The 25,115-nt window shown below is 68.5% G+C and carries 20 protein-coding genes; 13 read left to right on the plus strand and 7 right to left on the minus strand.

What is annotated here, in order from left to right; translation table 11 throughout:
• Positions 1 to 7 precede the first annotated feature (7 nt).
• On the plus strand, positions 8 to 1,186 hold the full coding sequence (locus tag ACWF0M_RS18090; protein WP_452236808.1) for an alpha-galactosidase: 1,179 nt from the start codon (positions 8 to 10) through the stop codon (positions 1,184 to 1,186).
• A gap of 126 nt (positions 1,187 to 1,312) precedes the next feature.
• On the opposite strand, the gene ACWF0M_RS18095 is transcribed toward ACWF0M_RS18090, so the two are convergent.
• Together ACWF0M_RS18095 and ACWF0M_RS18100 are read right to left on the minus strand one after the other, a co-directional pair.
• Entirely contained in the window at positions 1,313 to 2,080 is a 768-nt protein-coding gene (locus ACWF0M_RS18095) for a 3-hydroxyacyl-CoA dehydrogenase (protein ID WP_452236809.1), read from the minus strand.
• Positions 2,080 to 3,228: an acyl-CoA dehydrogenase family protein gene (locus ACWF0M_RS18100; protein WP_452236810.1), complete on the minus strand. Its 1,149-nt coding sequence runs from the start codon at positions 3,226 to 3,228 to the stop codon at positions 2,080 to 2,082. Before ACWF0M_RS18100 ends, ACWF0M_RS18095 begins: the two co-directional genes overlap by 1 nt.
• Before the next feature lie 86 nt (positions 3,229 to 3,314).
• On the opposite strand from ACWF0M_RS18100, the gene ACWF0M_RS18105 reads away from it, so the two are divergent.
• On the plus strand, positions 3,315 to 3,911 hold the full coding sequence (locus tag ACWF0M_RS18105) for a TetR/AcrR family transcriptional regulator (protein ID WP_452236811.1): 597 nt from the start codon (positions 3,315 to 3,317) through the stop codon (positions 3,909 to 3,911).
• A 115-nt stretch (positions 3,912 to 4,026) separates the two neighbouring features.
• Here the strand turns inward: ACWF0M_RS18105 and ACWF0M_RS18110 are convergent, their stop codons facing one another.
• Positions 4,027 to 5,247, minus strand: a complete 1,221-nt coding sequence (locus ACWF0M_RS18110) for an RNA-guided endonuclease InsQ/TnpB family protein (protein WP_452236812.1) — start codon at positions 5,245 to 5,247, stop codon at positions 4,027 to 4,029.
• Between the two features lie 77 nt (positions 5,248 to 5,324).
• Between ACWF0M_RS18110 and ACWF0M_RS18115 the strand changes: the two genes are divergently transcribed.
• Entirely contained in the window at positions 5,325 to 6,203 is an 879-nt protein-coding gene (locus ACWF0M_RS18115; RefSeq protein WP_452236813.1) for a S1 family peptidase, read from the plus strand.
• 152 nt (positions 6,204 to 6,355) lie between these two features.
• Positions 6,356 to 7,243, plus strand: coding sequence for a S1 family peptidase (locus tag ACWF0M_RS18120; protein ID WP_452236962.1), 888 nt, complete (start codon positions 6,356 to 6,358; stop codon positions 7,241 to 7,243).
• A gap of 51 nt (positions 7,244 to 7,294) precedes the next feature.
• Here ACWF0M_RS18120 and rlmB read toward each other — a convergent pair whose 3' ends face one another.
• Both rlmB and cysS read right to left on the minus strand, forming a co-directional pair.
• Entirely contained in the window at positions 7,295 to 8,257 is a 963-nt protein-coding gene (gene rlmB / locus ACWF0M_RS18125; RefSeq protein ID WP_452236814.1) for a 23S rRNA (guanosine(2251)-2'-O)-methyltransferase RlmB, read from the minus strand.
• A gap of 1 nt (position 8,258) precedes the next feature.
• Positions 8,259 to 9,692 carry a cysteine--tRNA ligase gene (gene cysS, locus ACWF0M_RS18130; RefSeq protein WP_452236815.1) on the minus strand — a complete coding sequence of 478 codons (1,434 nt, stop codon included), beginning with the start codon at positions 9,690 to 9,692 and terminating at the stop codon, positions 8,259 to 8,261.
• A gap of 132 nt (positions 9,693 to 9,824) precedes the next feature.
• On the opposite strand from cysS, the gene ACWF0M_RS18135 reads away from it, so the two are divergent.
• The 3 genes from ACWF0M_RS18135 to ACWF0M_RS18145 are packed head-to-tail and all read left to right on the plus strand — an operon-like array spanning position 9,825 to position 12,591.
• Positions 9,825 to 10,649, plus strand: coding sequence for a lysozyme (locus ACWF0M_RS18135; RefSeq protein WP_452236816.1), 825 nt, complete (start codon positions 9,825 to 9,827; stop codon positions 10,647 to 10,649).
• A gap of 31 nt (positions 10,650 to 10,680) precedes the next feature.
• The gene (locus tag ACWF0M_RS18140) at positions 10,681 to 11,238 is read left to right on the plus strand and encodes a GNAT family N-acetyltransferase (protein ID WP_452236817.1); all 558 of its coding nucleotides are present in this window, start codon (positions 10,681 to 10,683) and stop codon (positions 11,236 to 11,238) included.
• 60 nt (positions 11,239 to 11,298) lie between these two features.
• Positions 11,299 to 12,591: a peptidase C39 family protein gene (locus ACWF0M_RS18145; RefSeq protein WP_452236818.1), complete on the plus strand. Its 1,293-nt coding sequence runs from the start codon at positions 11,299 to 11,301 to the stop codon at positions 12,589 to 12,591.
• A gap of 67 nt (positions 12,592 to 12,658) precedes the next feature.
• On the opposite strand, the gene ACWF0M_RS18150 is transcribed toward ACWF0M_RS18145, so the two are convergent.
• Positions 12,659 to 14,353, minus strand: coding sequence for a DUF2207 domain-containing protein (locus ACWF0M_RS18150; RefSeq protein WP_452236819.1), 1,695 nt, complete (start codon positions 14,351 to 14,353; stop codon positions 12,659 to 12,661).
• A gap of 213 nt (positions 14,354 to 14,566) precedes the next feature.
• On the opposite strand from ACWF0M_RS18150, the gene ACWF0M_RS18155 reads away from it, so the two are divergent.
• The 3 genes from ACWF0M_RS18155 (at position 14,567) to ACWF0M_RS18165 (ending at position 19,184) form a co-directional block, all read left to right on the plus strand.
• Positions 14,567 to 15,547, plus strand: coding sequence for a neutral zinc metallopeptidase (locus ACWF0M_RS18155; RefSeq protein WP_452236820.1), 981 nt, complete (start codon positions 14,567 to 14,569; stop codon positions 15,545 to 15,547).
• A 335-nt stretch (positions 15,548 to 15,882) separates the two neighbouring features.
• Entirely contained in the window at positions 15,883 to 16,890 is a 1,008-nt protein-coding gene (locus ACWF0M_RS18160) for a neutral zinc metallopeptidase (RefSeq protein ID WP_452236963.1), read from the plus strand.
• Positions 16,891 to 17,828: 938 nt separating this feature from the next.
• Positions 17,829 to 19,184 (plus strand): neutral zinc metallopeptidase, encoded by a 1,356-nt coding sequence (locus ACWF0M_RS18165; RefSeq protein WP_452236821.1) that lies wholly within the window; start codon positions 17,829 to 17,831, stop codon positions 19,182 to 19,184.
• 407 nt (positions 19,185 to 19,591) lie between these two features.
• Here the strand turns inward: ACWF0M_RS18165 and ACWF0M_RS18170 are convergent, their stop codons facing one another.
• Positions 19,592 to 21,295, minus strand: coding sequence for a DUF2207 domain-containing protein (locus ACWF0M_RS18170; RefSeq protein WP_452236822.1), 1,704 nt, complete (start codon positions 21,293 to 21,295; stop codon positions 19,592 to 19,594).
• Positions 21,296 to 21,385: 90 nt separating this feature from the next.
• Between ACWF0M_RS18170 and ACWF0M_RS18175 the strand changes: the two genes are divergently transcribed.
• Genes ACWF0M_RS18175 through ACWF0M_RS18185 form a run of 3 tightly spaced genes read left to right on the plus strand, consistent with a single transcriptional unit; the run spans position 21,386 to position 25,054 of the window.
• A complete protein-coding gene (locus ACWF0M_RS18175; RefSeq protein WP_452236823.1) occupies positions 21,386 to 22,543 on the plus strand; it encodes a neutral zinc metallopeptidase in 1,158 nt (385 codons plus the stop codon).
• Positions 22,540 to 24,291 (plus strand): protein kinase domain-containing protein, encoded by a 1,752-nt coding sequence (locus tag ACWF0M_RS18180; RefSeq protein ID WP_452236824.1) that lies wholly within the window; start codon positions 22,540 to 22,542, stop codon positions 24,289 to 24,291. Before ACWF0M_RS18175 ends, ACWF0M_RS18180 begins: the two co-directional genes overlap by 4 nt.
• Position 24,292: 1 nt before the next feature.
• Positions 24,293 to 25,054: a hypothetical protein gene (locus ACWF0M_RS18185; protein WP_452236825.1), complete on the plus strand. Its 762-nt coding sequence runs from the start codon at positions 24,293 to 24,295 to the stop codon at positions 25,052 to 25,054.
• Positions 25,055 to 25,115: the final 61 nt, after the last annotated feature.

Here is a 25,115-nt window from a genome sequence, read left to right on the forward strand (position 1 = left end):
TACGACGGTGACTGAGGCTGAAGTACTGGCCAACGCGCAGGTGATGCACGACCAGCTGCTGCCGTTCGGGTGGGACACCGTCGTCGTGGACATCGCCTGGTACGACCCGACCGCCCGATCGCACGGCTACAACGAGAACGCGCCGATCGTCGTGGACGACTACGGCCGCCAACTGCCGGCGCCGCTGCGGTTCCCCTCAGCCGCGGGCGGTGCCGGCTTCGGGCCGTTGGCCGCGAAGGTGCAGGAGCTCGGGCTGAAGTTCGGGCTGCACATCATGCGCGGCATCCCGCGGCGGGCGGTCGAGCTCGACCTGCCGGTGTACGGGACGGAGTGGACGGCGCGGGAGATCGCGGACCCCGAGCACGTCTGCGCGTGGAACCCGGACAACCTCGGGCTGAACCACGATCATCCCGGAGCGCAGGCGTACTACGACGCCCAGGTCGCGCAGTTCGCCGAGTGGGGTGTCGATTTCGTGAAGGCGGACGACATGCTCGCGCCGTACCACGATCGCGAGATCGCGGCGTACGCGCAGGCGATCAAGCGCAGCGGGCGGGACATCGTGCTGTCGCTGTCGCCCGGCACGCAGCTGTCGACGCATCATGTCGAGCATCTGCGGGCCAATGCGCAACTGTGGCGGATCTCCGACGACCTGTGGGACCGGTGGGAGGACGTGCACGCGCAGTTCGCGCGACTGGCCCGGTGGGCGCCGTTCCAGCAGACCGGCGGCTGGGCGGACGCGGACATGCTGCCACTCGGCCATATCGGCATCCGCGCCGAACGCGGCGACGACCGCGACAGCCGCCTCACCGTCGACGAACAGAAGACCCTGCTCACGCTGTGGGCGATGGCCCGCTCCCCGCTGATGATGGGCGGCGACCTGCCCACCACCTCCCCGGAGACCCTTGCCCTGTTGAAGAATCCGGCCCTCGCCGAGGTCCTCAACACCTCACACGACGGCCGCGAAATCATCCGCGAACCACTCGACGACGGCGAACTGATCGCCTGGACCGCCCAAGGCCAGAACTGCTCCTACGCAGCAATCTTCTGGACCGGCGCCGCATCTCGAGAGATTCCACTTCCTGCCGAACTCCCCGCCCAGAAGCAAGACCTGTGGACCGGCACACCCACTTCCAAGCGCGTGCACGTCGTCCCAGCGCATGGCGTTCGCTGGCTCAAATACACCTGAGGCGCCCGACTGCGGGACCGTGAGACAGGTTCTGGTGGGATGGGACCCGGTATTTCCTGTCCGCAGCCCCCAGAGAGCGTCACCTCGCCCGACAACCGGCCGGTCGCACGCAGCAGAAGGGGTGCGTTAGCGGGGTGGCATGCGGAGGGCGCCGTCTAGGCGGATTACTTCGCCGTTGAGGAGTTGGTTGTCGAGGATGTGGCGTACTAGGGCTGCGTATTCGGAGGGCTTGCCTAGGCGGGAGGGGTGGGGGACCTGCTGCTCGAGGACGGTGCGGGTTTCCTCGGGGAGGCCGGCGAGCATGGGGGTTTCCATGGTGCCGGGGGCGATCGTGACGACGCGGATGCCCTTGTCGGCCAGGTCGCGGGCGGCGGTCAGGGTGAGGGCGACGATGCCGCCCTTGCTGGACGCGTACGCCGCCTGGCCGACCTGACCGTCGTACGCCGCGATCGACGCGGTCATGATCACGACGCCGCGGTCGCCGTCCGCGGACGGGTCGGAGGCGATCATCCGCTCGGCGGCCAGCCGGAGCACGTTGAAGGTGCCGATCAGGTTGATCTCGATCACCTGCCGGAACGTGGCCAGCGGCAACGGACCCTTGCGGCCGACGACCCGGCCGGGGGTCGCGACGCCGGCGCAGTTCACCACCACCCGCAGCGTGCCGAGCGCCTCGGCCGCGTCGAGCGCCGCGGTCACCGCGGTCTCGTCGGTGACGTCGGTCGGCGCGAACACCACCCGGTCGCCCAGCTCGTCCGCGACCGCCTTGCCCGCGGACGAGGGCAGGTCGACGATCACGACACCCAGTCCGTCGGCAGCGAGCCGTCGTACCGTCGCCTCTCCGAGCCCGGAACCACCACCGGTGACGAGAGCGACGTCGGACGGGCTGAACTCCATCAAATACTCCTCAACACATCACGGCTGATCACGAGCCGCTGGATCTGGTTCGTACCTTCGAAGATCTGGGTCACCTTGGCCTCGCGCATGTACCGCTCGGCCGGGAACTCCCGGGTGTAACCGTACCCACCGAGCACCTGCACCGCGTCCGTGGTGACCTTCATCGCCGCGTCCGTGCAGACCAGCTTCGCGATCGCGGCCTCCCGGGTGAACGTCCGGCCGAGGTCGCGCCGCCGAGCAGCGTGCAGGTACGTCGCGCGCCCGGACTCGACCGCGGCGGCCATGTCGGCGAGCAGGAACTGGATGCCCTGGAAGTCGGCGATCGACTGCCCGAACTGCTGCCGTTCTTTCGCGTACGTCGTGGCGAGGTCGAGCGCCGCCTGCGCCAGGCCGACCGCGCAGGCTGCGATCCCGAGCCGGCCGGAGTCGAGCGCGGACAACGCGATCCGCATCCCGTCACCCTCGGCGCCGATCAGGTTGGCGGCCGGAACGCGTACGTCGTCGTAGTTGACGAGCGTGGTCGTCGACCCGGTGAGGCCCATCTTCCGCTCGGGCGCACCGAAGCTCAGACCCTCCGCCGACGCCGGCACGTGGAACGCAGAGATCCCGTGCTTCGGGTCGTCCGACGTACGGGCGAACGTCGTGTAGAAGTCGGCGTGCCCGCCATGGCTGATCCACGCCTTGGTCCCGTTCAGCACATAGAAATCACCGGAACGGACAGCGCGGGTCGTCATCGAGCTGATGTCGGAGCCGGCCTGCGGCTCGGACAGCGCATACGCACCGAGGTGCTCGCCGCCGATCATGTCCGGCAGCAGCCGGTCGCGCTGCTCCTCGGTCCCGAACGTCGCCAGCGCGTAGCTGGTCATCGTGTGCACCGAGACGCCGACGCCGACCGACATCCAGGCGGCCGCGATCTCCTCGAGCATCTGCAGGTACACCTCGTACGGCTGCTCGGCGCCGCCGTACTGCTCCGGATAGGGCAGACCGAGCAGGCCCGCCTTGCCGAGGGTCCGGAACGCGTCCCGCGGGAAGGTCTCGCTCTCCTCCGCCTGTGCGGCGTGCGGCGCGAGCTCGTGCTCGCACAGGTCGCGGACCAGGGCGAGCAGGTCAATGGATTCGTCAGTGGGCAGGAGTCGGTCGACAGCCATCAGGAGCCCCCTCTCAACAACTGACGAAATGATACTCCAGACGATACTGGAGCACATAATTCAGTATCGTTCTATGCTGTCTCGATATGACAACAGTCGTGCCGGGGCGGCGGACCCGCCGGCAGTCCGAACTGCTCGACCGGCTCCTGTCCTTGTTCCTCGAGCAGGGGTTCAGCCGGTTCACCCTGGACGACCTCGCCGCCGAGCTGCGCTGCAGCAAAACGACCCTGTACGCGCTGGCGCCGAGCAAGGAACAGCTCGCCGTCGAGGTGGTGAAGCACTACTTCAAGAACGCCACCGCCCAGGTCGAGTCCGCGGTGGCCCGGCAGACCCGGCACGACCGGCGGATCGCGGCGTACCTGAATGCGGTCGCGGACGCGCTGCGGCCGGCCAGCCGCACCTTCCTCGACGACGTGGCGACCTTCGCGCCGGCCCGGTCCGTGTACGAGCGGAACACCCGGATCGCCGCCGAGCGGGTCCGGCAGCTGATCGAGGACGGGATCAACCACAAGATCTTCCGGCAGGTCGACATCGCGTTCGCGGCCGAGATGATCGCGCACACCATGCAGGCGATCCAGCGCGGCGACATCGCCCGGCGTACCGGACTGAACGACGCCGAGGCCTACCGCGAACTGGCCTCGTTCGTCCTGCACTCCCTGCGCCTCGACCAACCGCCTGACTGAACCGCAGACACCTTTAGGGTGTCTCTCACGTCCTCTTGCTGCCACATTGCGCATCAGAGCAGCCCGGAAGGCTGATGATTTGACGTCCTCCTCCGCCCGGAGGCGGGGATTCCAACTACGCGACCATTGGAGGCGCGTGTTGAGGTTCACGCTTCTCAGAGTCCAGCACGGCAGTCTCTCGGCGTGCGTTCACGGCCCGTCCGGCCGCGGCGATGCGTGCGATGTTGATGGCCGCGTTCACGTCGGCGTTGGCCTCGTACCGGCAGGCGACGCACCGGAACACCGCTTGGCTCTCGCGGTTCTCCGATGCGACGTGCCCACAGGCACTGCAGGTCTGCGAGGTGTACGCAGGATTGATCTTCTGGACCCGGCCGGGTGCCTTGTGCTCCAGACGTTGCACGAGCAGGCCCCAGCCCTGGGCGAGGATTGCCCGGTTGAGTCCGGCCTTCTGCCGCACGTTGCGGCCCGGTGCTTCGCGGGTGCCGCGCGCCGACTTCGTCATGTTGCGGATATACAGGTCCTCGACACCGATCACGTCGAACCGCCAGGCGAGATCGGTGGTCGTCTGCTCGACCCAGTTCTTCCGCCGGTTACTCGCCCGCGCCTTGAGCCGTGCGATCGCGATTCGGATCTTCCCGCGCCGGTTGCTGCCCGGCTTGGCTCCGGCGAGTTTGCGTTGCAGGCCCGTCATTCGCCACTGTTCCTGCCTCGACAGGCCGGGGCAGGACAGCAGCTCCCCGGTCGACAGCGCAGCGGACATGGTGACTCCACGATCCACACCCACCACTTCGCCGTTTCCGGGTGCCTGGATGGGTTCGGGGACGACTGCGAGGGCGATGTGCCACCACCCGGCCCGGTCGCACGTGATGCGGTACGACTTGGCGTCCGGCAGCTTCCGGGACAGCCGGAACTTCACCCAGCCGACCTTCGGCACCAGCACCCGGCCCCACGTCCGGTTCAGCTTCTCCACCCGCTGCGCCATCGGACCGACGATCCGGAACCCCTCATGCACACCTTGGCGGCGCCACGTCGGTCGCCCGTGGGTGCCCCCGTAGAAGTTGCGCCAGGCCTGGTCGAGGTCCCGCAGCGCCTGCTGCTGCACAGTCTGCGACCCAGCCCTCAACCACGGCTCCGCCGCGCGGGCCTCAGTCAGTTGCGCGGACTGCGCCGCGTACCCAGGCGTTGCGGGGCGGCCGGGCCGCCACATCAGCCGCTGCTCCAAACCCAGATTCCACACGTACCGCGCGTGCCGGCAGTGCTCCAGCAACCCAGACACCTGGGCAGGAGTTGGCACGAGGCGGTAGCGAGACACAGCACACACCCAAACAGACGACACCGACAGTTATCACTTGAAGGGAGAGAGTTGCGGTTCGTCCCCGCTCCGCAGGACGGGGCTTCCCCGCAACAAATCCGATGAAATCTCTACGACGAGCCGCGGTGATGGTCGCCGCCACCACACTCACACTGACGGCCGCTGTGCCGGCCGGGGCTGATCCGGTGAAGCCGCCCCGCCTGTCCGCCAAGGCGATCACCTCGACGTTGAACGACCAGATCCACACTCCTGGTACGGCGTGGATGACGCAGCCGGACGGCACCGTGCTGGTGTCGTACGACCCCACCGTCACCGGTACGAAGCTGAGCAAGCTGACCGGCCTGACCAAGCAGCTCGGGACGAACGTCAAGCTCGAGAAGCTGCCCGGGAAACTGCAGAAGTACATCAGCGGCGGTATGGCGACATTCGGCGGCGACTACAAGTGCAGCGTCGGCTTCAACGTGCAGCGACGCGGCAAGTACTACTTCCTCACTGCCGGTCACTGCGGTGTCGACGCGGCCCGCTGGTACCAGGACCAGGCCCACAAGGTGTACACGGGCGCCGTACACAACGCCAGCTACCCGTGGAACGACTACGCGCTGGTCGTGTACCGCACCGACATCCCGCTGAAGGTGCCGGGCGGCAGCGTGTACCTCTACAACGGTCACTCGCAGGACATCACCAAGGCGATGAACCCGGGCCTCAACCAGCTCGTCTACCGCTCCGGCGCCACCAGCGGCCTGCATAGCGGCCGCGTGACCGGGCTGAACTCGGTCGTGAACTACGGCGACGGCCGCGTGGCCGGCCTGATCCGCACCAGCGTGTGCGCGGAGCCGGGTGACTCGGGCGGTCCGCTGTTCTACCGGCAGTGGGCGTTCGGTCTGACCTCCGGTGGTTCGGGCGACTGCACCTCGGGCGGCGTGACCTACTTCCAGCCGGTCGTGGAAGCCCTCAACGTCTACGGGGTCTCCATCTACTGAGCGCAGGTCTCGATCTACTGAGCGCAGGTTTCCCCTACGCTCCGAGTTTGTCTGAATACTCACGGAGATTGTGGGTAGGACTCGTCACGGTTGAAGTCAAGGACGCCCCGCCCCGAAGGCGTCCTCATCGTGAGGAGGCTGAAACCGTGAACATGTCCCCACTCCGCCGTACCACCGCACTCCTGGCCGCGGCCGGGCTTGCCGCCGCCGGACTTCTGGCAACGCAGGCCTCGGCCGCACCGGTCAATCCGTCCACCCTGTCCACCCTGTCTTCTGCCGCGATCTCGTCCGCCCTGGCCGAGAACGCGACGATCCCCGGTACGGCGTGGCAGACCGAACCGGACGGCCGGATCATCGTGTCGTACGACGAAACCGTCACCGGCACGAAGCTGTCGAAGCTGACCGGTGTCACCAAGCAGTACGGCGACCGGATCAAGCTCGAGAAACTGTCCGGCAAGCTGACGAAGTACATCGCCGGCGGCGACGCCATCTACGGCGGGCAGTACCGCTGCTCGCTCGGCTTCAACGTGCGCAGCGGCAGCACGTACTACTTCCTGACCGCAGGACACTGCGGCAACATCGCGTCCAGCTGGTACTCGAACTCCAGCAAGACCACACTGCTCGGCACGACGTACGGGTCGAGCTTCCCGGGTAATGACTACGCGATCGTGCAGTACAGCACGTCGTACACGAACCACCCCGGGACCGTGGACCTCTACAACGGTTCGTCCCAGGACATCACGTCCGCCGGCAACGCCTCGGTGGGGCAGGCGGTCAAGCGCAGCGGTAGCACGACAGGTGTGCACAGCGGTTCGGTCACCGCGACGAACGCCACGGTGAACTACGCCGAGGGTTCGGTCTCCGGCCTGATCAGGACCAACGTCTGCGCCGAAGGCGGCGACTCCGGCGGCGCGCTGTTCGCCGGCACTGTAGCCCTCGGCCTCACCTCCGGCGGCTCCGGCAACTGCTCCTCCGGCGGCACCACCTACTTCCAGCCCGTCACCGAAGCCCTCTCCCGCTACGGCGTGAGCGTCTACTGATCCAGACGTGACTGTGGGGCCGGGGAGACCTCCCCGCCCCCACAGCTCTGTTCAGCTCGCGCGGCGGCGGGAGATTTCGTAGAGGGTTACGCCGGCGGCGATGCCGGCGTTGAGGGATTCGGTGGCGCTGGTCATCGGGATCGAGACGATCAGGTCGCAGTTCTCGCGGACCAGGCGGGCCAGACCCTTCCCTTCGGAACCGATCACCAGGACGATCGGCTCGGTTGCGGCCTCGAAGGACGGGAGGTCCACCTCGCCGTTCATGTCGAGGCCGATGACCAGGAGGCCGGCGTCCTTGTAGGACTTGAGGGCCCGGTTCAGGTTGCCCGCGCGGGCGACCGGGATCCGGGCCGCGGCGCCGGCCGAGGTCTTCCAGGCCGAGGCCGACATCGACGCCGTACGGCGTTCCGGGACCACGACACCGTGCGCCCCGAAGGCCGCGGCGGATCGGGTGATCGCGCCGAGGTTGCGCGGGTCGGTCACACCGTCGAGCGCGACGATCAGCGGCACCTCGCCGGCCGCGTGCGCCCGGTCGAGCAGGTCGTCCGGGTGCGCGTACTCGTACGGCGGGATCTGCAGCGCGACGCCCTGGTGCGAGCCGCCCGCGGTGACCCGGTCGAGCTCCGCACGCGGCACCTCGAGCACCGAGACCCCGGTCTCGACCGCGACCAGCAACGCCTCACGCAGCCGGGCGTCCCGTTCGGTGCCCTCGGCAACGTGCAGTGCCGCGGCCGGTACGCCGGCCCGCAGCGCCTCGACCACCGGGTTCCGCCCGTACACCCACTCGACCGCGGACTCGTTGTCCTTCCGCGCCGGGCGACGGGGTCGCTCGCGGTCCTTGGCCCGCTCGGCCGCCTTCGCCCGCTTGTGCGCCGGGTGCTTGACCCGGTCCACGGCCTTCGGCGTCGGCCCCTTGCCCTCGAGTCCGCGGCGGACCCGCCCGCCGGACCCGGCCGTCGGGTTCCCCCGCGGCTTCTTCCGGATGGCGCCCTTACGCTGGCTGTTGCCTGGCACGTCAGTTTCCTTCGTCGGTGGTAGTTGTCGCGAGAGACCAACGGGGCCCTTGCGGTGTGTCCTCGACGACGACGCCGAGCGCCTTCAACCGGTCGCGGACGTCGTCCGCGGCGGCGTAATCCTTGCGTGCACGCGCTGCCTGCCGCTGCTCGAGCAAAGCCTTCACCAGGCCATCGACCACCTCGGTGAGCTCGTCACTACCACCGGCCCGCGACACCCACTGCTCGGCCAGTGGGTCGAGCCCGAGCACGCCGAGCATCCCGCGCACCGACGCCAGCACCTCGCGCAGCGCCTCCGAGTCGCCGTCGGCAACCAGCTTGTTGCCGTCGCGCACGGTGTTGTGCAGTACGGCGATCGCGGCCGGCGTACCCAGGTCGTCGTCCATCGCGGCCACGAAGTCACCCGGCAGCTCGGCGTCCGGCTCGACGCCGCCGGTCACCTCGGCGGCCCGGGTCACGAAGCCCTCGATCCGCTGGAAGCTCTTCGCTGCCTCGTCGAGCGCCTCGAACGAGAACTCGACGACCGAGCGGTAGTGCGACTGCACCAGGTAGTACCGCAGTTCGATCGGGCGGACCCGCTCGACCACGTTCCGTACGACGGCGCTGTTGCCCATCGACTTCGACATCTTCTCGCCGGCCGTGGTGACGAGCGCGTTGTGCATCCAGAACCGGGCGAACTTCTGCCCGACCGCGGTCGACTGGGCCAACTCGTTCTCGTGGTGCGGGAACCGCAGGTCCAGGCCGCCGCCGTGGATGTCGAACTCGTCGCCGAGGTACTTACCCGCCATCGCCGAGCACTCGATGTGCCAGCCCGGCCGGCCGCGACCCCACGGCGCCGGCCAGGACGCGGTCCGCGGCGTCGCCTCGGTCCAGCCCTTCCAGAGCGCGAAGTCGCGCGGGTCCCGCTTGCCGCGCGGGTCCGCGTCCTCGGCGGCCTCCATGTCGTCGATCCGCTGGTGCGACAGAGCGCCGTACGCCGGCCAGGACTTCACGTCGAAGTAGACGTCGCCGGAGCCGTCGGGAGCGACGTACGCGTGCCCGCGCTCGATCAGGTCGGCGATCATCTCGAGCATCTCCGGGATGTGCCCGGTGGCGCGCGGCTCGTACGTCGGCGGGCGGCAGCCGAGCACGTCGTACGCCCAGTGCAGCTCGCGCTCGAACTCGTAGGCGTGCGCCCACCACGGGATGCCGCGCTCGGCCGACTTCGTGAGGATCTTGTCCTCGATGTCGGTCACGTTCGCGATCACGGTCACCTGGTAGCCGGAACGCTCCAGCCAGCGCCGCAGTACGTCGAAGACCACTTCCTTGTAGATGTGCCCGACATGCGGGGCACCCTGCACCGTCAGCCCACAGTGGTAGATCCCGACCTTGCCCGGGTGGACCGGCTGGAAATCTCGCACTGCTGCTGTTGCGGTGTCGTACAAGCGAAGTGTCACCGGTCAAGGGTAACGGGAGGTGACGCCGGTAAATAATCACCGAACAAACTGGAGTAAGGGTTGGTTTGTGCCGGATGCGGGTAAGACCATCGCCGAGCGCTCTGTCCGCCCCTCATCGCTCTGGAGGAAACCGTGAAGTCCGCCCTTTTCACGGGTGCCGCCGTCGCTCTTGGCCTGCTCCTGGCCTCGACCGGCTCCGCCCAAGCAAGCAGCACGCCCCAGCCCACCGCACAAGCCCGCCGGCACGGCATCGACAAGGCCGGCGACGCCTATATGGGCTGGACCAACAACACCACTACCACCAGCAGCAGCGCTGCGCCCGCCGACATGGGGATCACGGCGACCGTCGAAGGCATCGACGTGTCCAGTCACCAGGGCAACGTCGACTGGGCCTACTGGTGGGGTCAAGGCAAGCGGTTCGCCTACGTGAAGGCGACCGAAGGCACGTCGTACAAGAACCCGTACTTCGCCCAGCAGTACAACGGGTCCTACAACGTCGGCATGATCCGCGGTGCGTACCACTTCGCACTGCCGAACAACTCCAGCGGCGCGACGCAGGCGAACTACTTCGCCAGCAGCGGCGGCGGCTGGTCCGGGGACGGCAAGACGCTCCCGGGTTCGCTCGACATCGAGTACAACCCGTACGGCGCGACCTGCTACGGACTGAGCCAGTCCGCGATGGTCAGCTGGATCCGGGACTTCCTCAACACCTACAAGTCCCGCACCGGACGCGACGCGGTGATCTACACGAACTACGACTGGTGGAGCACCTGCACCGGCAACACGACCGCGTTCAACTCGACCAACCCGTTGTGGGTCGCGCGCTACGCCTCCACCGTGGGGACGCTGCCCGGCGCCTGGCCGTTCTACACGTTCTGGCAGTTCACCTCGTCGCCGATCGACCAGAGTCACTTCAACGGCGACACGTCCCGGCTGCAGGCGCTCGCGAACGGATAATTCTGTTGCCGCGGTCGCTTAGTCTCGATCGGTGAGCTACTCGCTGCCGATCGAGACCGACCGCCTGACCCTTCGACGCTACGTCGAGAACGACTACGACGACCTGCTGAAACTGCAGTCGAACCCTGACGTCACACGTTTTCTGCTGTACGACGTGCGCACGCCGGAGCAGGTCAAGGAGGCCCTCACCGGTCGGCTGGCCGATGTCCCGATGGACTCTGACGGTCAAGCGCTCACCGTCGCGGTGGTCCTGCGGGACACCGGTCAGCACCTGGGTGAGGTGACGCTGTTCATGAACAGCGTCGAGCACCGCACCGGCGAACTCGGCTACGTCTTCCACCCGGAGTCGCACGGCCACGGGTACGCCGCCGAGGCGTCGGTCGAACTGCTGCGGCTCGGGTTCGAGGAGCTCGGCCTGCACCGGATCATCGCGCGGCTGGACGCTCGCAACACCGGCTCGGTCAACCTGCTGAAGCGGCTCGGTCTGCGCCAGGAGGCGCACTTCGTGCAGAACGAGTACCTCAAGGGCGAGTGGACCGACGAACTGGTTTTCGCCATGCTGTACAGCGATTGGGACAAGCGTTCGTAAGTATTTGTCGCGCCACGCCGAAATGCTGACAGCGACTGTCGTCCGGTCTACCGTCGGAGTATGACTTCCGCCCGTTCTGTCACCGCGCTGATTCTCGGTGTGGTTGTGCTCAGCGCCGGCAGCTTGCCGAGCGAAGCCGTGAAGGTCGCACCGGCACGGCAGATCGCCTATCGCACGTGGACCTCGAACGCCGACTTCCTGGCCGGCCAGCAGTTCGGTACGACGGTCGCCGACGGCGCCCTGACGTTCGGTACGGCGACCGGCACCACGTCGTACGTCGACCCGTTCGGTGACGGCACCGCCAAGTCCTACGACCAGACCAGCTGGGTCTCACCGCATGTCAGCACCGGCTTCGGGCTGACCGAGCTGGTCGCGTCCTGGAACGCGACCACTCCACCGGGGACCTGGGTCGAGGTGTCGATGGCAGGTACGACGAACCTCGGCACGACCACCAAGTGGTACGTGCTGGGTCGCTGGTCCGGTGGCGACGACACCGCGGCCGGTGACATCCACCGGACGTCGGTGCCCAGCCAGGGCGACGCCAACGGATCCGTTGCCGTCGACACCTTCCAGTCCGCCGCAGGTCAGTGGCTCGACCGCTGGCAGCTCAAGGTCACCCTGTACCGGTTGAGCGGTACGACGCAGTCGCCCGTGGTCCGGTCCGTCGGAGCAATGGCTTCCCAGCTGCCGTCCGACAAGAGGGTTGCCGTCAGCCCCCTCGGCGGCGCGGAGGGCATCGTCCTCGACGTACGGACGTACTCGCAGGAGACACACATCGGCCACTATCCGCAGTGGGACGGTGGCGGCGAGGCCTGGTGCTCTGCGACGTCCACCGCGATGGTCCTGGACTACTACGGCGCCGGTCCGACCGCGGCCGAGACCGCGTGGGTCGATCCGTCCGACCTGGATCCACAGGTCGACCACTCGGCCCGGTCCGTCTTCGACTACGCGTACGACGGTGCAGGCAACTGGCCGTTCAACACGGCGTACGCCGGGTCGCGCGGAGTGGACGCCTTCGTGACGCGGTTGCGGTCGCTGACGGAGGCGGAACAGTTCATCAAGGCCGGGATCCCGCTGATCGCGTCGCTGTCGTTCAAGAAGGGCGACCTGCCCGGTGCGGGCTACGGGACCAACGGGCACCTGATGGTGATCGTCGGGTTCGACCAGAACGGCAATGTGGTCGTCAACGACCCCGCGTCGCACCTGATCGCGAGTGACGACCAGGTGCGGACCACGTACGACAGAACGGCTTTCGAGAACGCGTGGGTGCCGCACTCGGGTGGACTGGTGTACGTCGTGCACCCGGAGGGCCTGCCGTTGCCGGCGCCTTCGGACCCGCAGCACAACTGGTAGAGACGACCCCAGAATCGACAGGGCCCGCCACGCCGGGGCGGCGTGGCGGGCCCTGTTCTGTAAGACCTCAGCGGGCGAAGAGTGCGCCTGTCAGGTTGGTGGTGAGGTTGCGAAGCGAGTCCGGCAGGTACTGCAGGTGCCAGCCGCTCGGGCCGCGGTACCAGGTGAAGCCCTCGTCCTCTTCGTCCGGCGTGCTGTCGGTCGCGACCAGTGCGTCGATCCAGCGCTCGGAGCCGCCGAGTACGACGGCGTACGGCAGAGCGCGGGAGCAGAGCTCGGCGTGCTGGTCGGTCGGCAGCTCGCTGACGTCCATCTCCAGCAGCTCACCGCGGATCGCGGCGACCTGGCCGAGCACACGGCCGGCGGCCGGGGCCTTGGCCGGCATGTAGCGGCCAACCACGAGCAGGCCGACGCCGACCAGCGTGATCGCGAGGCCGAGCAGACCCCACGTCGACAGCAGGGCCAGCAGGACGGTCGCGATGACACCGACCACGGTGGTCCCGATACCGATCGTTGCCCACAGCGACCGGGTGCGGTCCGGGCGCTCGGTGAACCAGCCGCGCTTGACCACACCGTCGTACAGGGCGTCCTGGACCTGGGCCAGGTTCGCCCGGACCTGCTTGCCGAGCTCGGAGACCAGCACCGAGTCGGCGTCGCCGAAGATCGCGCGGATCAGGACGTTCTCGTACCGCTGCAGCTCCTCCGCGGGGGCGTTCGAGACCCGGCGCAGCTCCCAGTCCGGCCGCGCGAACTCGGTGCTGTGTTCGAGCTCGACGATCTGGATGTGCCCGCGGACGGCCAGGTCGATGATCGTCGCGGTCACGTCGACCGGGTCGATCCGCTCGTCGATCAGCGTGCCGACCTCACCGGGCCGCAGGTCGGACGGCGGCGTGAAGTCGATCCGCGTGTCGGTGCCGAGGCTGAACAGCGACGCCGGTACGACGCGCCGCGGGTCGACCTGGTCCCGGCCGCGCAGCCGGTACAGCACGAACAGCGCGATCGCGCCGAGCAGCAGCACCGCCAGCGCGGTGATCAGCTGCGCCGCGTCGGTGGAGAAGGCGCGCTTGAAGGTGTGCCGGTACTCGATGATCGAGTTGTCGGCGATCTGGCCCTTCGGGAAGCCGACTGCCATCTTGACCGTGTTGCCCGGCGGCAGTGCGGTCTGCTGGAAGGTCGGGCCGGAGGTCTCGCCGATCTGCGCGAGCGTGCACGGGATGTTGCTGTCGATCGGGCCGGCAAAGCAGGCGACGTGCGAGACCTCGGGAACGCTGAAGACCACGTTCGCGGTCTGGATCGCGAGGTTGATCCCGGTCAGCGGCGCGAACCGGACCTCGGTGCCGTCCAGGGTCTTCGCCACCGCGCCCTTCACGGTGTACGTCACGTCGAGCTGCGTCGTGGCGCCGCTGAGGTCCGGTACGGCGATCGACGTGACGTCGCCCTCGGTCTTCAGCTCGGCCTTCTTGTCCTGGCCGCCGGACTTGACCTGCAGGTCGCCGATCTCCTGGACGTGGTCGATGTCGTCCGGCAGGTGGTCCCGCGTCACGACGAACCGGGTGAACGTCCCGGTGACGTTGCTGAGCTTCCAGGTCTCGGCGACCCGGAGCAAGCCGTCACGTTCGACGCGGATCTGGCTGTCGTAGTTGGTCACCACCGGGTCGGCGGCGGAGCTGGTTGCGTCCGCGCCGGCCGCAGCGGCTGGGACAGTGGAAAGGCCGAGCAGGCCGAGGGCACACAGGGAGAGCCCGAGGAGACGTAGACGCATCGCCCAATCACACCGTAGAAAGAGGGTTAGGTTGACACGGGGCACGATAGCGTCTGCGGGGTGTCAGGCAACCAATGGGGACCGGGACCCGGACAATTCGGCCCGCCGCCACAGCAGGGCTACCAAGGCGGTCCGCCGCCGGCGCAGTACCCGGTGCCTCCGCAGTACTACGCTCCTCCGCCGCAGCCCGGCCCCCAGTACGGGTGGGGTCCGATGCCGCCTCAGCCGCCGCGGAAGAAGTCCGGCGGTACGGCGCTGCTCGTCGTCGCAGTGCTGGCGGTCGTCGCGGCCGGCGGCGTGTTCCTGGCCGTGAAGCTCACACAGGGCGGCGGCGACGGACCTGCGATCGCCGCACCGGTTGCCACGGAGTCTGCGACACCCGAGCCGACTACGGCTCCCACTAGCGCACCTGCTCCGACAACAGCTGTTCCGCGGCCCACTCGGACGACCACTAAGGTCACTCCGCCGAAGCCGGTGCAGACCGTGAGCCCGGCGACGTACAACGCGACCCACCGGCTCTACAAGACCGGTGTGATGCGGACGGTGAACTGCAGGCGGGCCAAGACCGGTCTCGGCAACGGTGCCCAGTCACTGGCGTACTACAAGGCGATCAAGGTCTGCCTGGACCGGGCCTGGCCGAGACAGGTTGCCGCGGCCGGCGGCCGGTTCCGGTCGCCCGGTCTGGTCGTCTGGGGCGGCTCGGTGAACACACCGTGCGGCGGCGGAGTCGGGCGCTCGTTCTACTGCCCCACGACGCACACCATCTATATGGAGTCACCGTCGACCATCTCGTTCTACAAGCAGAACCCGACGTTCGGCCGGATGGTCGGCTCGTTCACCATGGCCCACGAGTACGCGCATGCGGTGCAGTGGATGACCGGACTCGGTGTCGCCTACCAGGAGCTCCGGTACGACGCTTCTGCCGCCGGGGCGTTGCAGCTGAGTCGACGGCTCGAGCTACAGGCCTCCTGTCTCGGCAACGTGTTCCTGGGCGCCAACCGCACCAGCTACAGCATCACCGGGTACGCGTACCAGATGTGGCTGTACGACGTGAACAACAGCGGCGACCGTCCGCCGTACCCGCGGGACCACGGCAGCACCACCAACCACGGGGCCTGGAGCCGCGCGGCCTTCCAGAGCCGTAATCCGGCCAGCTGCAACACCTGGTCGGCATCACCTGCCCGGGTAAGTTGAGCCCTGGCTCCGGTAGCGTCCCGGATGTGTCAGGCAACCAATGGGGCCCTCCTCCCGGGCAGCAGTACCCGCCGCAGCAACCACCTCCGCCCTGGCAGCAAGCCCCCGGCTACGGCGCCCAGCCACCCCCTGGACGCCCACCTGGTCCGCCTTACGGACCGCCTCCTGGTGGTCCGCCTTTTCAGGGGCCTCCGTTTCCGGGGCAGCCTTTTCATGGGCAGTCGTTTCCGGGGCAGCCGATGCCGGGGCCTGGGCAGCCGCAGTTCGGGTGGGGCGCTCCGCCTGGTGGACCGAGGCCGCCGAAGAAAGGGCGCGGCGGTCTGATCGCGGTCTTGGTGCTGATCGGTGTGCTGCTGGTCGGCGTCACCGCACTGAAGATCGTCTCGGCGGCGCTCAAGGGTGACGGCAACCCGTCGTACGCGAATCCGACGACCACCACGTCGTACAGCCCGACGAACGAGCCGACGGAGGAACCGTCCGGCCAGCCGACCAACGTGCCGACGACCAGGCCCACCGCCCAGCCGACTACACAGCCGACTACACAGCCGACCACGCAGGCGCCGCGGCCGACAGCGACCCGGTCGACCGCGACCACCAAGCCGACGGCGAACCCGGGCCCGACCGACAGCGACCTCGTGCTGCGGAACAGGCTGTACAAGGCCGGTGCGATGGCGTCGGTGAGCTGCAAGGAGTCCAAGGCGCGGCAGAGCACCGTGGCCGGCGCACGAGCCAACTACCGGAACCTTTGGGGCTGCCTGAACAAGGCGTGGGCGCCGCTGGTCACCAAGGCCGGTGGGCGGTTCCGGGCACCGACCGTGCAGATGTTCAGTGGCACGATCACGACGCCGTGCGGGACCCACAGCGAAACCGGGCCGCCGTTCTTCTGCGGCACCACCGACACCATCTACATGAACCTCACCGAGGACCTCGGCAACTACAACCGCTACCCGCAGTCCTACCAGAAGGTGTGGGCGCGGATGTGGATGCTGCACCAGTTCGCGCACGAGTACGGGCACCACATCCAGAACAACATGGGGATCCTGCAGGCGTACGCGCGGATCCGGTACGAGCGGCCGACGTACGCGATGGAACTGCAGGACAGCCGGCGGCTGGAGCTGCAGGCGTCCTGCTTCTCGGACATCTTCATCGGCGCCAACCGGCGTACCTATCCGGTCACCGGGCAGTCGCTGTTCCAGTGGCGCTGGCTGATCGGGCACGTGACCGACTACGCGAACGACCACGGCGACGCGAACAACCACCAGTACTGGGCCACCCGCGGGTACAACGCCCGCAACCCGAGCGTCTGCAATACGTTCGCCGCATCTGCTGTCAGGGTGCAGTGAGGGGCGTCACCGGTCTACTTCGAAACGACTGGCCGGAGTAGCTAGCCTGGTGGGTCCGTATCACGCAAAGTATGTCGCGGAGGATATGTAGGGGGGAGGCGGCTTCGGCGCCCCACCAACGAGCTGCAGCGCAAGACCCAGCAAGGTCGTGAGGAGCATCGATGTCGGACAACAGGAACCAGCCCCCGGGGAGCGACCCGGCTGACGATCAGCCGGACCGTCCGCAGGAGCCCGTTCCCGGCCAGCCGCCTGCCGGCCAAGGACCCGGTAGTGGTGGTTGGTTCGGATCCCGGGACAACGAGGCCGGTCCTCGTGGTCCCGGCGAGCAGAGCCCTGGGGAAGGGCAGTCGGCCACCTGGTGGACCGGCGACTCCGACGCCAAGCGGGAGTTCACCAACCCGGCCCAGTCCGACCAGCCCGCCAGCAGCTGGTTCGACGGCGGCTGGGACCCCACCCGCCGAGAACACCCCGACCAACCCCCCACCGGCCAACCCCAGCCAAGCCGCCCCCAGTCGGGCCAGCCCCAGCCAGGCCAGCCTCAGCCCGGCAGGCCGGAACCCGGCCCGAACCAGCCCGGCCCCTCGCAGCCGGGTCCGACGCAGTCCAGGTGGCCCCAGTCCGGCCCGACCCAGCCTGGCCCCTCGCAGTCGGGTCCGACGCAGTCCAGGTGGCCCCAGTCCGGCCCGAACCAGCCCGGCCCCGGTCGCCCAGGCCCCAACCAGCCCGGCCCCAACCAGCAGGGTCCGAACCAGCAGGGTCCGAGCTGGCAGGGTTCGGCTCAGTCCGGTCCCGGTCAGTCGGGTCCGCGCCAGCCCGGTCCAGCTCAGTCAGGTCCCGGCCAGCAGGGTCCGCGCCAGCCCGGTCCAGCGCAGTCCGGTCCCGGCCAGTCGGGTCCGCGCCAGCCCGGTCCAGCTCAGTCCGGTGCCGGTCAGCAGGGTGTGAACCAGCCCGCCTCCTGGCAGTCCGGTCCGCCGGCACCTCAGCCCGGCGCCACCACACCCAGCCCGTGGCAGTCAGCTCCCCAGCAGCCCGATCAGCAGGGTCCACGGCAGTCCGAGTCGAGCGCTTGGCTGGCGTCGCCTTCGCAGCAGCCTCGGCCGCAGACCGGTCCGCGCTCGGAAGACTCGTACCTGTGGAGCCCGCAGGGCGGACAGGACCAGAAGCAGTCCTCTCCGTGGAGCAACGCGCTCCCACCGCAGCAACAGCAGACCGGCGCCCGCCACGCCGCCCCGCAGGGCGGCAGCCAAGGCGGCCAAGGCGGCCAAGGCGGTCAAGGTGGTCAGATCGGCCCGATGGGTCAGCCTGTCCAGCAGGCACCGACCTGGCAGTACCCGCCCATCCCGATCCCGCAGCCACCGGGCGGCCGCCGCCGGCGCAAGAAGAAGATGTCCCGCACGCTCCTGATCGGCCTGGTAGTGCTGGCCGTCCTAGTGGTCGGCTCCGGCCTCGCGTTGCTGATCCGGAGCATCGGCGGCGAGCCCGAGGCGAAGCAGACCCCGACGACCTCGGCCTCGGAGTCCCCGTCCCCGGCGGAAACCCCGTCCGCGTCACCTTCACCGTCGACGCCGCGTGGCCCGACGGTCGACGAGGTCGTGAAGGGCAGCCGGCTCTACACGATCGGCCCGCTCGCCGCGTCGAAGTGCGCGGAGCCGCCGTTCGCACCGGTCACCGTCGCGGCGGCGCAGCAGTACTACAACCGTCTGCTGCCGTGCCTGAACCGGACCTGGTGGCTGGCGATGAAGAAAGCCAGCCTGCCGTTCCGCAACCCGAAGGCCGTCGTGTACGTCGGCAAGGTGCCCTCGCCCTGCGGCGTGCAGCGCAGCGTGCGGGCGGCGTACTGCGGTGCGAACGAGACGATCTACCTGCCGTTCAGCGTCGACAACAAGTACTACACGACCAATCCGGCGTACGCCCGCGCGATCATGCTGAACACGTTCGCGCACGAGTACGGCCACCACATCCAGAAGCTGAGCGGGATCCTCGCCTCGTCGATGGCCCGGCAGCAGAGCATGACGCCGAACCAGAAGCTGACCGAGAGCCGCCGGCGCGAGCTGCAGGCGACCTGTCTCGGCGCGGTCTACCTCGGCGCGAACGCGACGTACATCCCGATGAACGGCGTACTGCTGAACAACTGGAAGTTCCTGATCTCGCATACGGGTGACGACTACGCCCGGCCGCGGGTGCACGACCACGGCAACCGGGTCAGCAACTACCAGTGGTCGCTCACCGGCTACAACAACAAGAAGCCGGACTCCTGCAACACCTTCACCGCAGCAGACGTACGGGTGAACTAACGCATCGCCCCCGAGAGCCGGTCCTCACCCGATGGATCGGCTCTCGCCATGCCCGAGCCACAACCCGCCATCTCAAGGGTGAACGGGCCCTTGTGACGCATGTGTGGGTCATCGATTGGCCGTATCGTCCCGCGTGTCGACGGCGCGTGACTGAGTGAGGGGAGGATTGCTTCCCGATCAGGGCAGAACATCCTCCCCAGTCCCCCCAGTCCCCGGAGTCCCGGGAGGGTGAGCTGTTGTGCCGGAGACAGGAACTGGTGGCCGCGGACAGCAACTGGCGACTGGCGACACGCAATAACCTGTTCAAGCCCCCGCGACCCCGCCTCCCCGCACCAGTCACCGCCCACATCACTCACAAGGGCAGGCCCGCAGCGGGTGGGGAGGGCTCGGCGTGGCGGCCGGCGCCCTCAGCCGAAGAGGCGGCGGGCGGTGGTCAGGGAGCCGCCGAACGACGTGACGAAGTTGCTGAGCGATTCCCCGATGTCGGACAGGTGCCAGTTCTCCGGACCGGAGTACCAGCCGATGCCGGCGTCGGGGTCGTCGTCGTCATCGGTCGCGGCGATCTCGAGCGCCCACTTCTCGGTCAGACCGAGCACAGCGGCGTACGGCAGGCAGCGGGACGCGAACTCGAGCCGGTGGCTCTGCGGCAGGTCGGACGAGGTCTCGTTGGCCAGGTAGTGCTGCAGACCGGCCACGCGACCCAGCACGGCGGCACCGCGCGCGGTCCGGGCCGGTGCGGCCTGTCCGACGAGTGCGAGCGCCAGACCGGCTGCCATCACGGCGAAACCGACCAGGGCGAACTTGCTGACGATCGCGAGCACGATGGTCAGTACGACGCCTGCACCGAGCAGCACCAGGCCGGCGGTGATCCACCGGTTCCGGACCGCGTCGGGACGGCTGTTGAACCAGCCCTGCGTGACGACGTCGGCGTACAGCTGCTCGCGGACCAGGTTGAGCCGCGGCCGCAGCGACGGGCCGAGCGCGGAGACCAGCACCGAGTCACCGTCGGCGAACACCGCGTCCAGCAAGGCCTTCTCGTACGCCAGCAGCTCCGGGCCGCCCGGGTGCAGCCGCTGCAGCTCCCAGTCGAGCTTGCCGAAGTGCGACTCGCGCGGCTGCTCGACGATCGTCAGGTAGTTGCGCACGGCAAGGTCCAGCAGGGTCGCGGTGATGTCGACGACGTCGGCCGTCTCGTCCACCACGGTGCCGACCTGGCCGGGCCGGATGCCGTCCGGCGCGGCGAACTGCGGGCCGTCGGCTCCGTCGAGCACCGGACGCTCCGGCGCGCCGTCACCGACCTTCCCGGCGTCGCGGCCGCGGAAGAACCACAGACCGACTGCACCGAGCAGACCGAGCCCGAACACGATAACGGCCAGCCCGACGGTGGTCTTGTCGACCGTGAACGCCCTCCCGAGCGTCCAGCGGGTGGAGTACTGCGCGTTCGCCTGCACGGTCGCCTGGTCGCTCAGCCCGGTCAGGAACGTCACCCGGCCACCAGCGGGTACACCGTTCTGCTCGATCTCGACGGCAGCCGACTCGCCCAGCTGGGACGACGTACACGGAAGGCTCGAGCCGGTGCGGCCGGCGAAGCAGGTCACCCAGGTCGCGAACGGGACGCCGATGCTCAGGGTCGCCTTCGGGATCGACGTGGCGAAGCCCTGCACGATCGGCCAGCTCACCTGGCGGCCCTCAGTCGAGTCGGCGACCACGTTGTCCACGGTGTAGCTGTAGACGATCTTCGACTGCCCGGACACGTTCAGCGTCAGCTTGCGGCCGTCGTCGGTCTTGTCGTTCTGGAAGCCCTGGGCGGGCTGTCCGTTCACCGTCGCGGACACGTCCTTCAGCTCGTACGTGCGGTCCCGCTCGGAGTCCGACCGGACCCGGGTGGTCAGGGTGCGGCTGAACGTCGTACCGCCGGCGTTCAGGTCGACCGTCTCCTTGACCTGCAGCTCGCCGTCCTTGGTGAGCGTCGCGTCCGCGGCGTATGCGGTGATCTGGTCCCCTGCCATCGGGGCCACCGCCTCGGCGGCCATAGTGCTCAGGGCAACGAACAACGGGGCGGTCAGGGACATCAGCAGTGCAGCCGGGAGGAGGCGGCGCTTCGGTGACATGGGTCGAGAGTAGTCTCGTGCCGGTTCGTGCAGCGAACCCGCCATAGCCAGATTAGACCCGCGTGACCCGACCACCTGGAGGCCAGACCTGTGAGCAGCCCGTACGGGTACGGCGGCCCACCACAGGGCGCACCGCAAGGCCGGCCACTCGGCCCGCCGCCTGGTGTGCTGCCACCGCCGCAGGCCTCGCCGTGGCCACCGCAGCAGGGTCAGTACCCGCAGGGTCCGATGCAAGGTACGCCGTACCCGGGCCAGCAGTACCCCGCTCCGCAGTACCAGGGCCAGCCGTACCCAGGTCAGTTCCAGCCGTACTACGGTCCGGGCCAGTTCAACGGGTTCCAGCCGCCCCGGAAGCGCGGCGGCCCGCTGCGGCTGATCCTGGTGAGCTTCATCTTCCTGACCTTCATCGGCGTATCGGTGGCCGTGCTGGCCGTGCTGCTCGGCTCCAACAGCACCACGGACACGGCCGATCCGAAGGTGAGCGGTCCGTCGATCGTGCCGACGCCGACGACCACCCCGGAGAAGGGCACCGCCGAGGACTTCCTGCTGAACGCCGACATCTATCGCACCGGTGCGCTGCCCGAGCAGAACTGCCCGGCCGCCAACCTCGGCAGCGGCAGCCTGGCGGCGCAGAAGGTCTACTACCAGCGGCTCTTCAAGTGCCTGAACGACGCGTGGCGCCCGATCTTCAAGGAGCTCGGCCAGGAGAAGCCGGATCCGGGGCTGGTCGTTTTCGACCAGCCGGTGACGACCGCGTGCGGCAACTTCCAGCCGCTGTCCGGGCGGGTACTGGCGTTCTACTGCTACGGCAACCAGGTGATGTACGTCGACGTGAAGCAGATGAACCGTGCCTTCGGTCCGCAACAGGACCTGGCGTACCTGATGACGATCGCGCACGAGTACGGCCACCACGTCCAGGGCGTCAGCGGGCTGTTCTATGCCCGTGCCGTTTATCTGCAGGACCACCCGGAGCAGAAGCTGGAGAGCTCGCGCCGCAACGAGTTGCAGGCCTCCTGCTTCGGCGGCGTGTTCAGCAAGGCCGTGGCGAAGTCGTACCCGCTGACGGATCGGCTGAGCGAGTTCAAGGAGCAGTCCAGCAACAGCTTCGGTGAGTCGGCGGACACACCGGAGGACGAGCGGACGCACGGCCTGGCGACCAGCCAGGGCTTCTGGATCCAGAACGGCTTCAACATCGGCGAGAACAAGGCCTGTGACACGTTCGCGGTATCGGCGGACCTGGTGAAGTGACGGACCGGCTGATCGGGGGCCGCTACCTGGTGGGGGAACCGCTCGGTTCGGGCGGTATGGGATCGGTCTGGCGTGCCCACGATCAGCAACTGGACCGGGTGGTCGCGCTGAAGCGCGCGCATCCCGGTGTGGACGACCCGGATGGACGCCGCCTGCGCCGCGAGGCGCGGACCGGTGCCCGGCTGCACGACCCGCACGTGGTGACGATCTTCGACGTGGTGACGGACGGAGACGAGCACTGGCTGGTCCTGGAGTACCTGCCGTCGCGGAGCCTGGACGAACTGGGCAAGCTGCCACCCGACCAGGTCGCGCGGATCGCCGTACAGATCGCGTCCGCGCTGCAGGCCGTGCACGCGGCGGGCATCATCCACCGGGACCTCAAGCCGGCCAACATCCTGGTCACCGCGGACGGTACGGCGAAACTCGCGGACTTCGGCATCTCGCGGCGGATGTGGGCCGATGCGACGCTGACGGACAGCGCGACGGTCGGTACGCCGAACCACCTCGCACCGGAAGTAGCCAACGGCAACGAACCGACGACCGCCTCCGACGTGTTCTCGTTGGGCGCGGTGCTCTACACGGCATTGGAAGGCCACTCGCCGTTCGGAAGCGACCCGAACCCGCTGGTGGTACTACGGCGCGCAGCACGCGGTGAACTCGAGCCGCTGCGACGCGGTGGCGAGCTGACGCCGATCATCACGCGGATGCTCGCTGTCGAACCAGCTGATCGCCCGTCGCTCGCCGAGGTGGTGAGCGAGCTCGGTGGTACGCCGGTCGCGCCTGTGAGTCGACGCAAGCGATGGGTGATCCCGATGGCGGCTGCCGGCGTTGCAGTGGTCGCGGTACTCGGTGTGCTGATCGGACGAGCCGTGTCGGGACCGTCCGAGCCGTCGGCCCCGCCCACGACGACGGCTGTTGCCGGTCCGGTCGGTGATCCGTTGACGGTGGACCCGTGCTCGTTGATCGCCGAGGCGTCGTTGAGCAAGTTCGGGGACGCGACGCTGGAACCGGCGTACGGGAACTTCGACCGGTGCGACGTGGTGGTGAACGGCAGCGGCGGCCAGCAGGTCGACGTACGGGCGGAGCTCGACGAAGCGGACAACGAACTGCCTCAGGGTGCGGTGGCGAAGCTCACCGGCAACCTGAACAAGCTCGTCCGCGCGCGGGCCGAGGACGGCGACTGCGAGCGCGTACTCGTGCTGTCGGACGGTACGCACGTGGTAGTCGAGGCCCGGCACACGGACGGGTCCGGTATGGACGTGTGCGCGATGGCGGAAGCCGTTACGCAGAAGGCGATCGGCGTACTGGAGGCCGGGCCGATCCCCCGTCGTACGGAGCCGTTGCCGGCCGCGTCGCTGGCGCATCTGAACGCGTGCACGCTGCTGGACAACCAGGCGCTCGAGCTGATCCCGGCTGTGGACGCGAAGCATCCGGACACGTCGTTCGGTGGCTGGTCGTGCGGTTGGGAGAGTACGACCAGCGATCTGTCGGTGGATGTGCGGTTCGACCGGGACCAGCCACTGGACGCGTCGGACGGGCGCCCGATGACGATGTCCGGCCGGTCCGCGTTCGTGTCGAGCGAAGACGACGGTCCGGGGACCTGTGCGGTGCTGATCGTGTTCCGGAAGTACGCCGACACGGTCGAGCTGGTGACGGTGATCGCGAGAGGTCCCGGTACGCAGACCGCGCTGTGCGGACTGGCCACGAAGCTCGGTCAGTCGGTCGCTGCGAAGCTGCCGAGGGCATGAGATGGAGCGTCTCCCTCCGAACCAGACCAGCCTGGCAGGCGGCGTACCTGACGCGCAGCCAGGCACCATCTTCGTGCTGAGCGTCGCAGGTGGCGTCAGCCTCGACGCTGGACCGCACCGGACGATCCTGTTCGGACGGAACCGTCCCGAGGTGCATGTCTGCATCGGCGAGGACGATCCGCGCGTCAGTCGGTTGCACGGCTCGATCAGCCACCGCAGCGGCCACTGGTACGTCGCAGTGACCGGCCGGCTGCCCGTACGGTTCCCACGTCAGCGGACGCTCTTCGCCGGCGAGGACCCGGTACCGCTCGCGGCCGGCTACACACCGCTCTTCGTGCAGGGCTCCAGCGGACGCGAGCACCTCCTGGAGGTGTACGTCGTCGGCGACAGCGGCGCCCGCCCCGTACCGAGGCCACGTGACTCAACGCACCCGCCACGCGTCTGGCGACTGTCTCCGGCGGAGAAGCTCGCACTGATCGTCGTCGGCCAGCGGTACCTGCTGCACGACCTGCACCCGCTACCGCTGTCCTGGCGCCAGGCTGCGGACCAGTTGGCCGAGCTGCAGCCGACGGAGGGCTGGACCGCCAAGCGGGTCGAGCACCTGGTGTCGAACGTCCGCAGTCGGCTGTCGCGGGACGGCGTACCCGGGCTGACTCGTGAAGAGGTCGGTGAGCCGGTCGGAAACGCCCTGAACGACAACATGTTCCGAGAACTGCTGCTGACAACCACACTGGTCCCGGCCGACCTCGACGTACTGGACTGAGCTCGGGAGGGGTCCCCGGCAACCGGACCTACCGTCCGGGACATGAACAAACCGCCCCGCT

The organism is Kribbella sp. NPDC055110 (assembly GCF_053607525.1).

Coding starts and splice junctions, on each gene's coding strand:
- ACWF0M_RS18095 (WP_452236809.1), bottom strand. CDS start 2,080: ATGGAGTTCAGCCCGTCCGACGTCGCTCTCGTCACCGGTGGTGGTTCC.
- ACWF0M_RS18120 (WP_452236962.1), top strand. CDS start 6,356: ATGTCCCCACTCCGCCGTACCACCGCACTCCTGGCCGCGGCCGGGCTT.
- ACWF0M_RS18100 (WP_452236810.1), bottom strand. CDS start 3,228: ATGGCTGTCGACCGACTCCTGCCCACTGACGAATCCATTGACCTGCTC.
- ACWF0M_RS18115 (WP_452236813.1), top strand. CDS start 5,325: ATGAAATCTCTACGACGAGCCGCGGTGATGGTCGCCGCCACCACACTC.
- ACWF0M_RS18150 (WP_452236819.1), bottom strand. CDS start 14,353: ATGCGTCTACGTCTCCTCGGGCTCTCCCTGTGTGCCCTCGGCCTGCTC.
- ACWF0M_RS18105 (WP_452236811.1), top strand. CDS start 3,315: ATGACAACAGTCGTGCCGGGGCGGCGGACCCGCCGGCAGTCCGAACTG.
- ACWF0M_RS18185 (WP_452236825.1), top strand. CDS start 24,293: ATGGAGCGTCTCCCTCCGAACCAGACCAGCCTGGCAGGCGGCGTACCT.
- ACWF0M_RS18145 (WP_452236818.1), top strand. CDS start 11,299: ATGACTTCCGCCCGTTCTGTCACCGCGCTGATTCTCGGTGTGGTTGTG.
- ACWF0M_RS18170 (WP_452236822.1), bottom strand. CDS start 21,295: ATGTCACCGAAGCGCCGCCTCCTCCCGGCTGCACTGCTGATGTCCCTG.
- ACWF0M_RS18155 (WP_452236820.1), top strand. CDS start 14,567: ATGCCGCCTCAGCCGCCGCGGAAGAAGTCCGGCGGTACGGCGCTGCTC.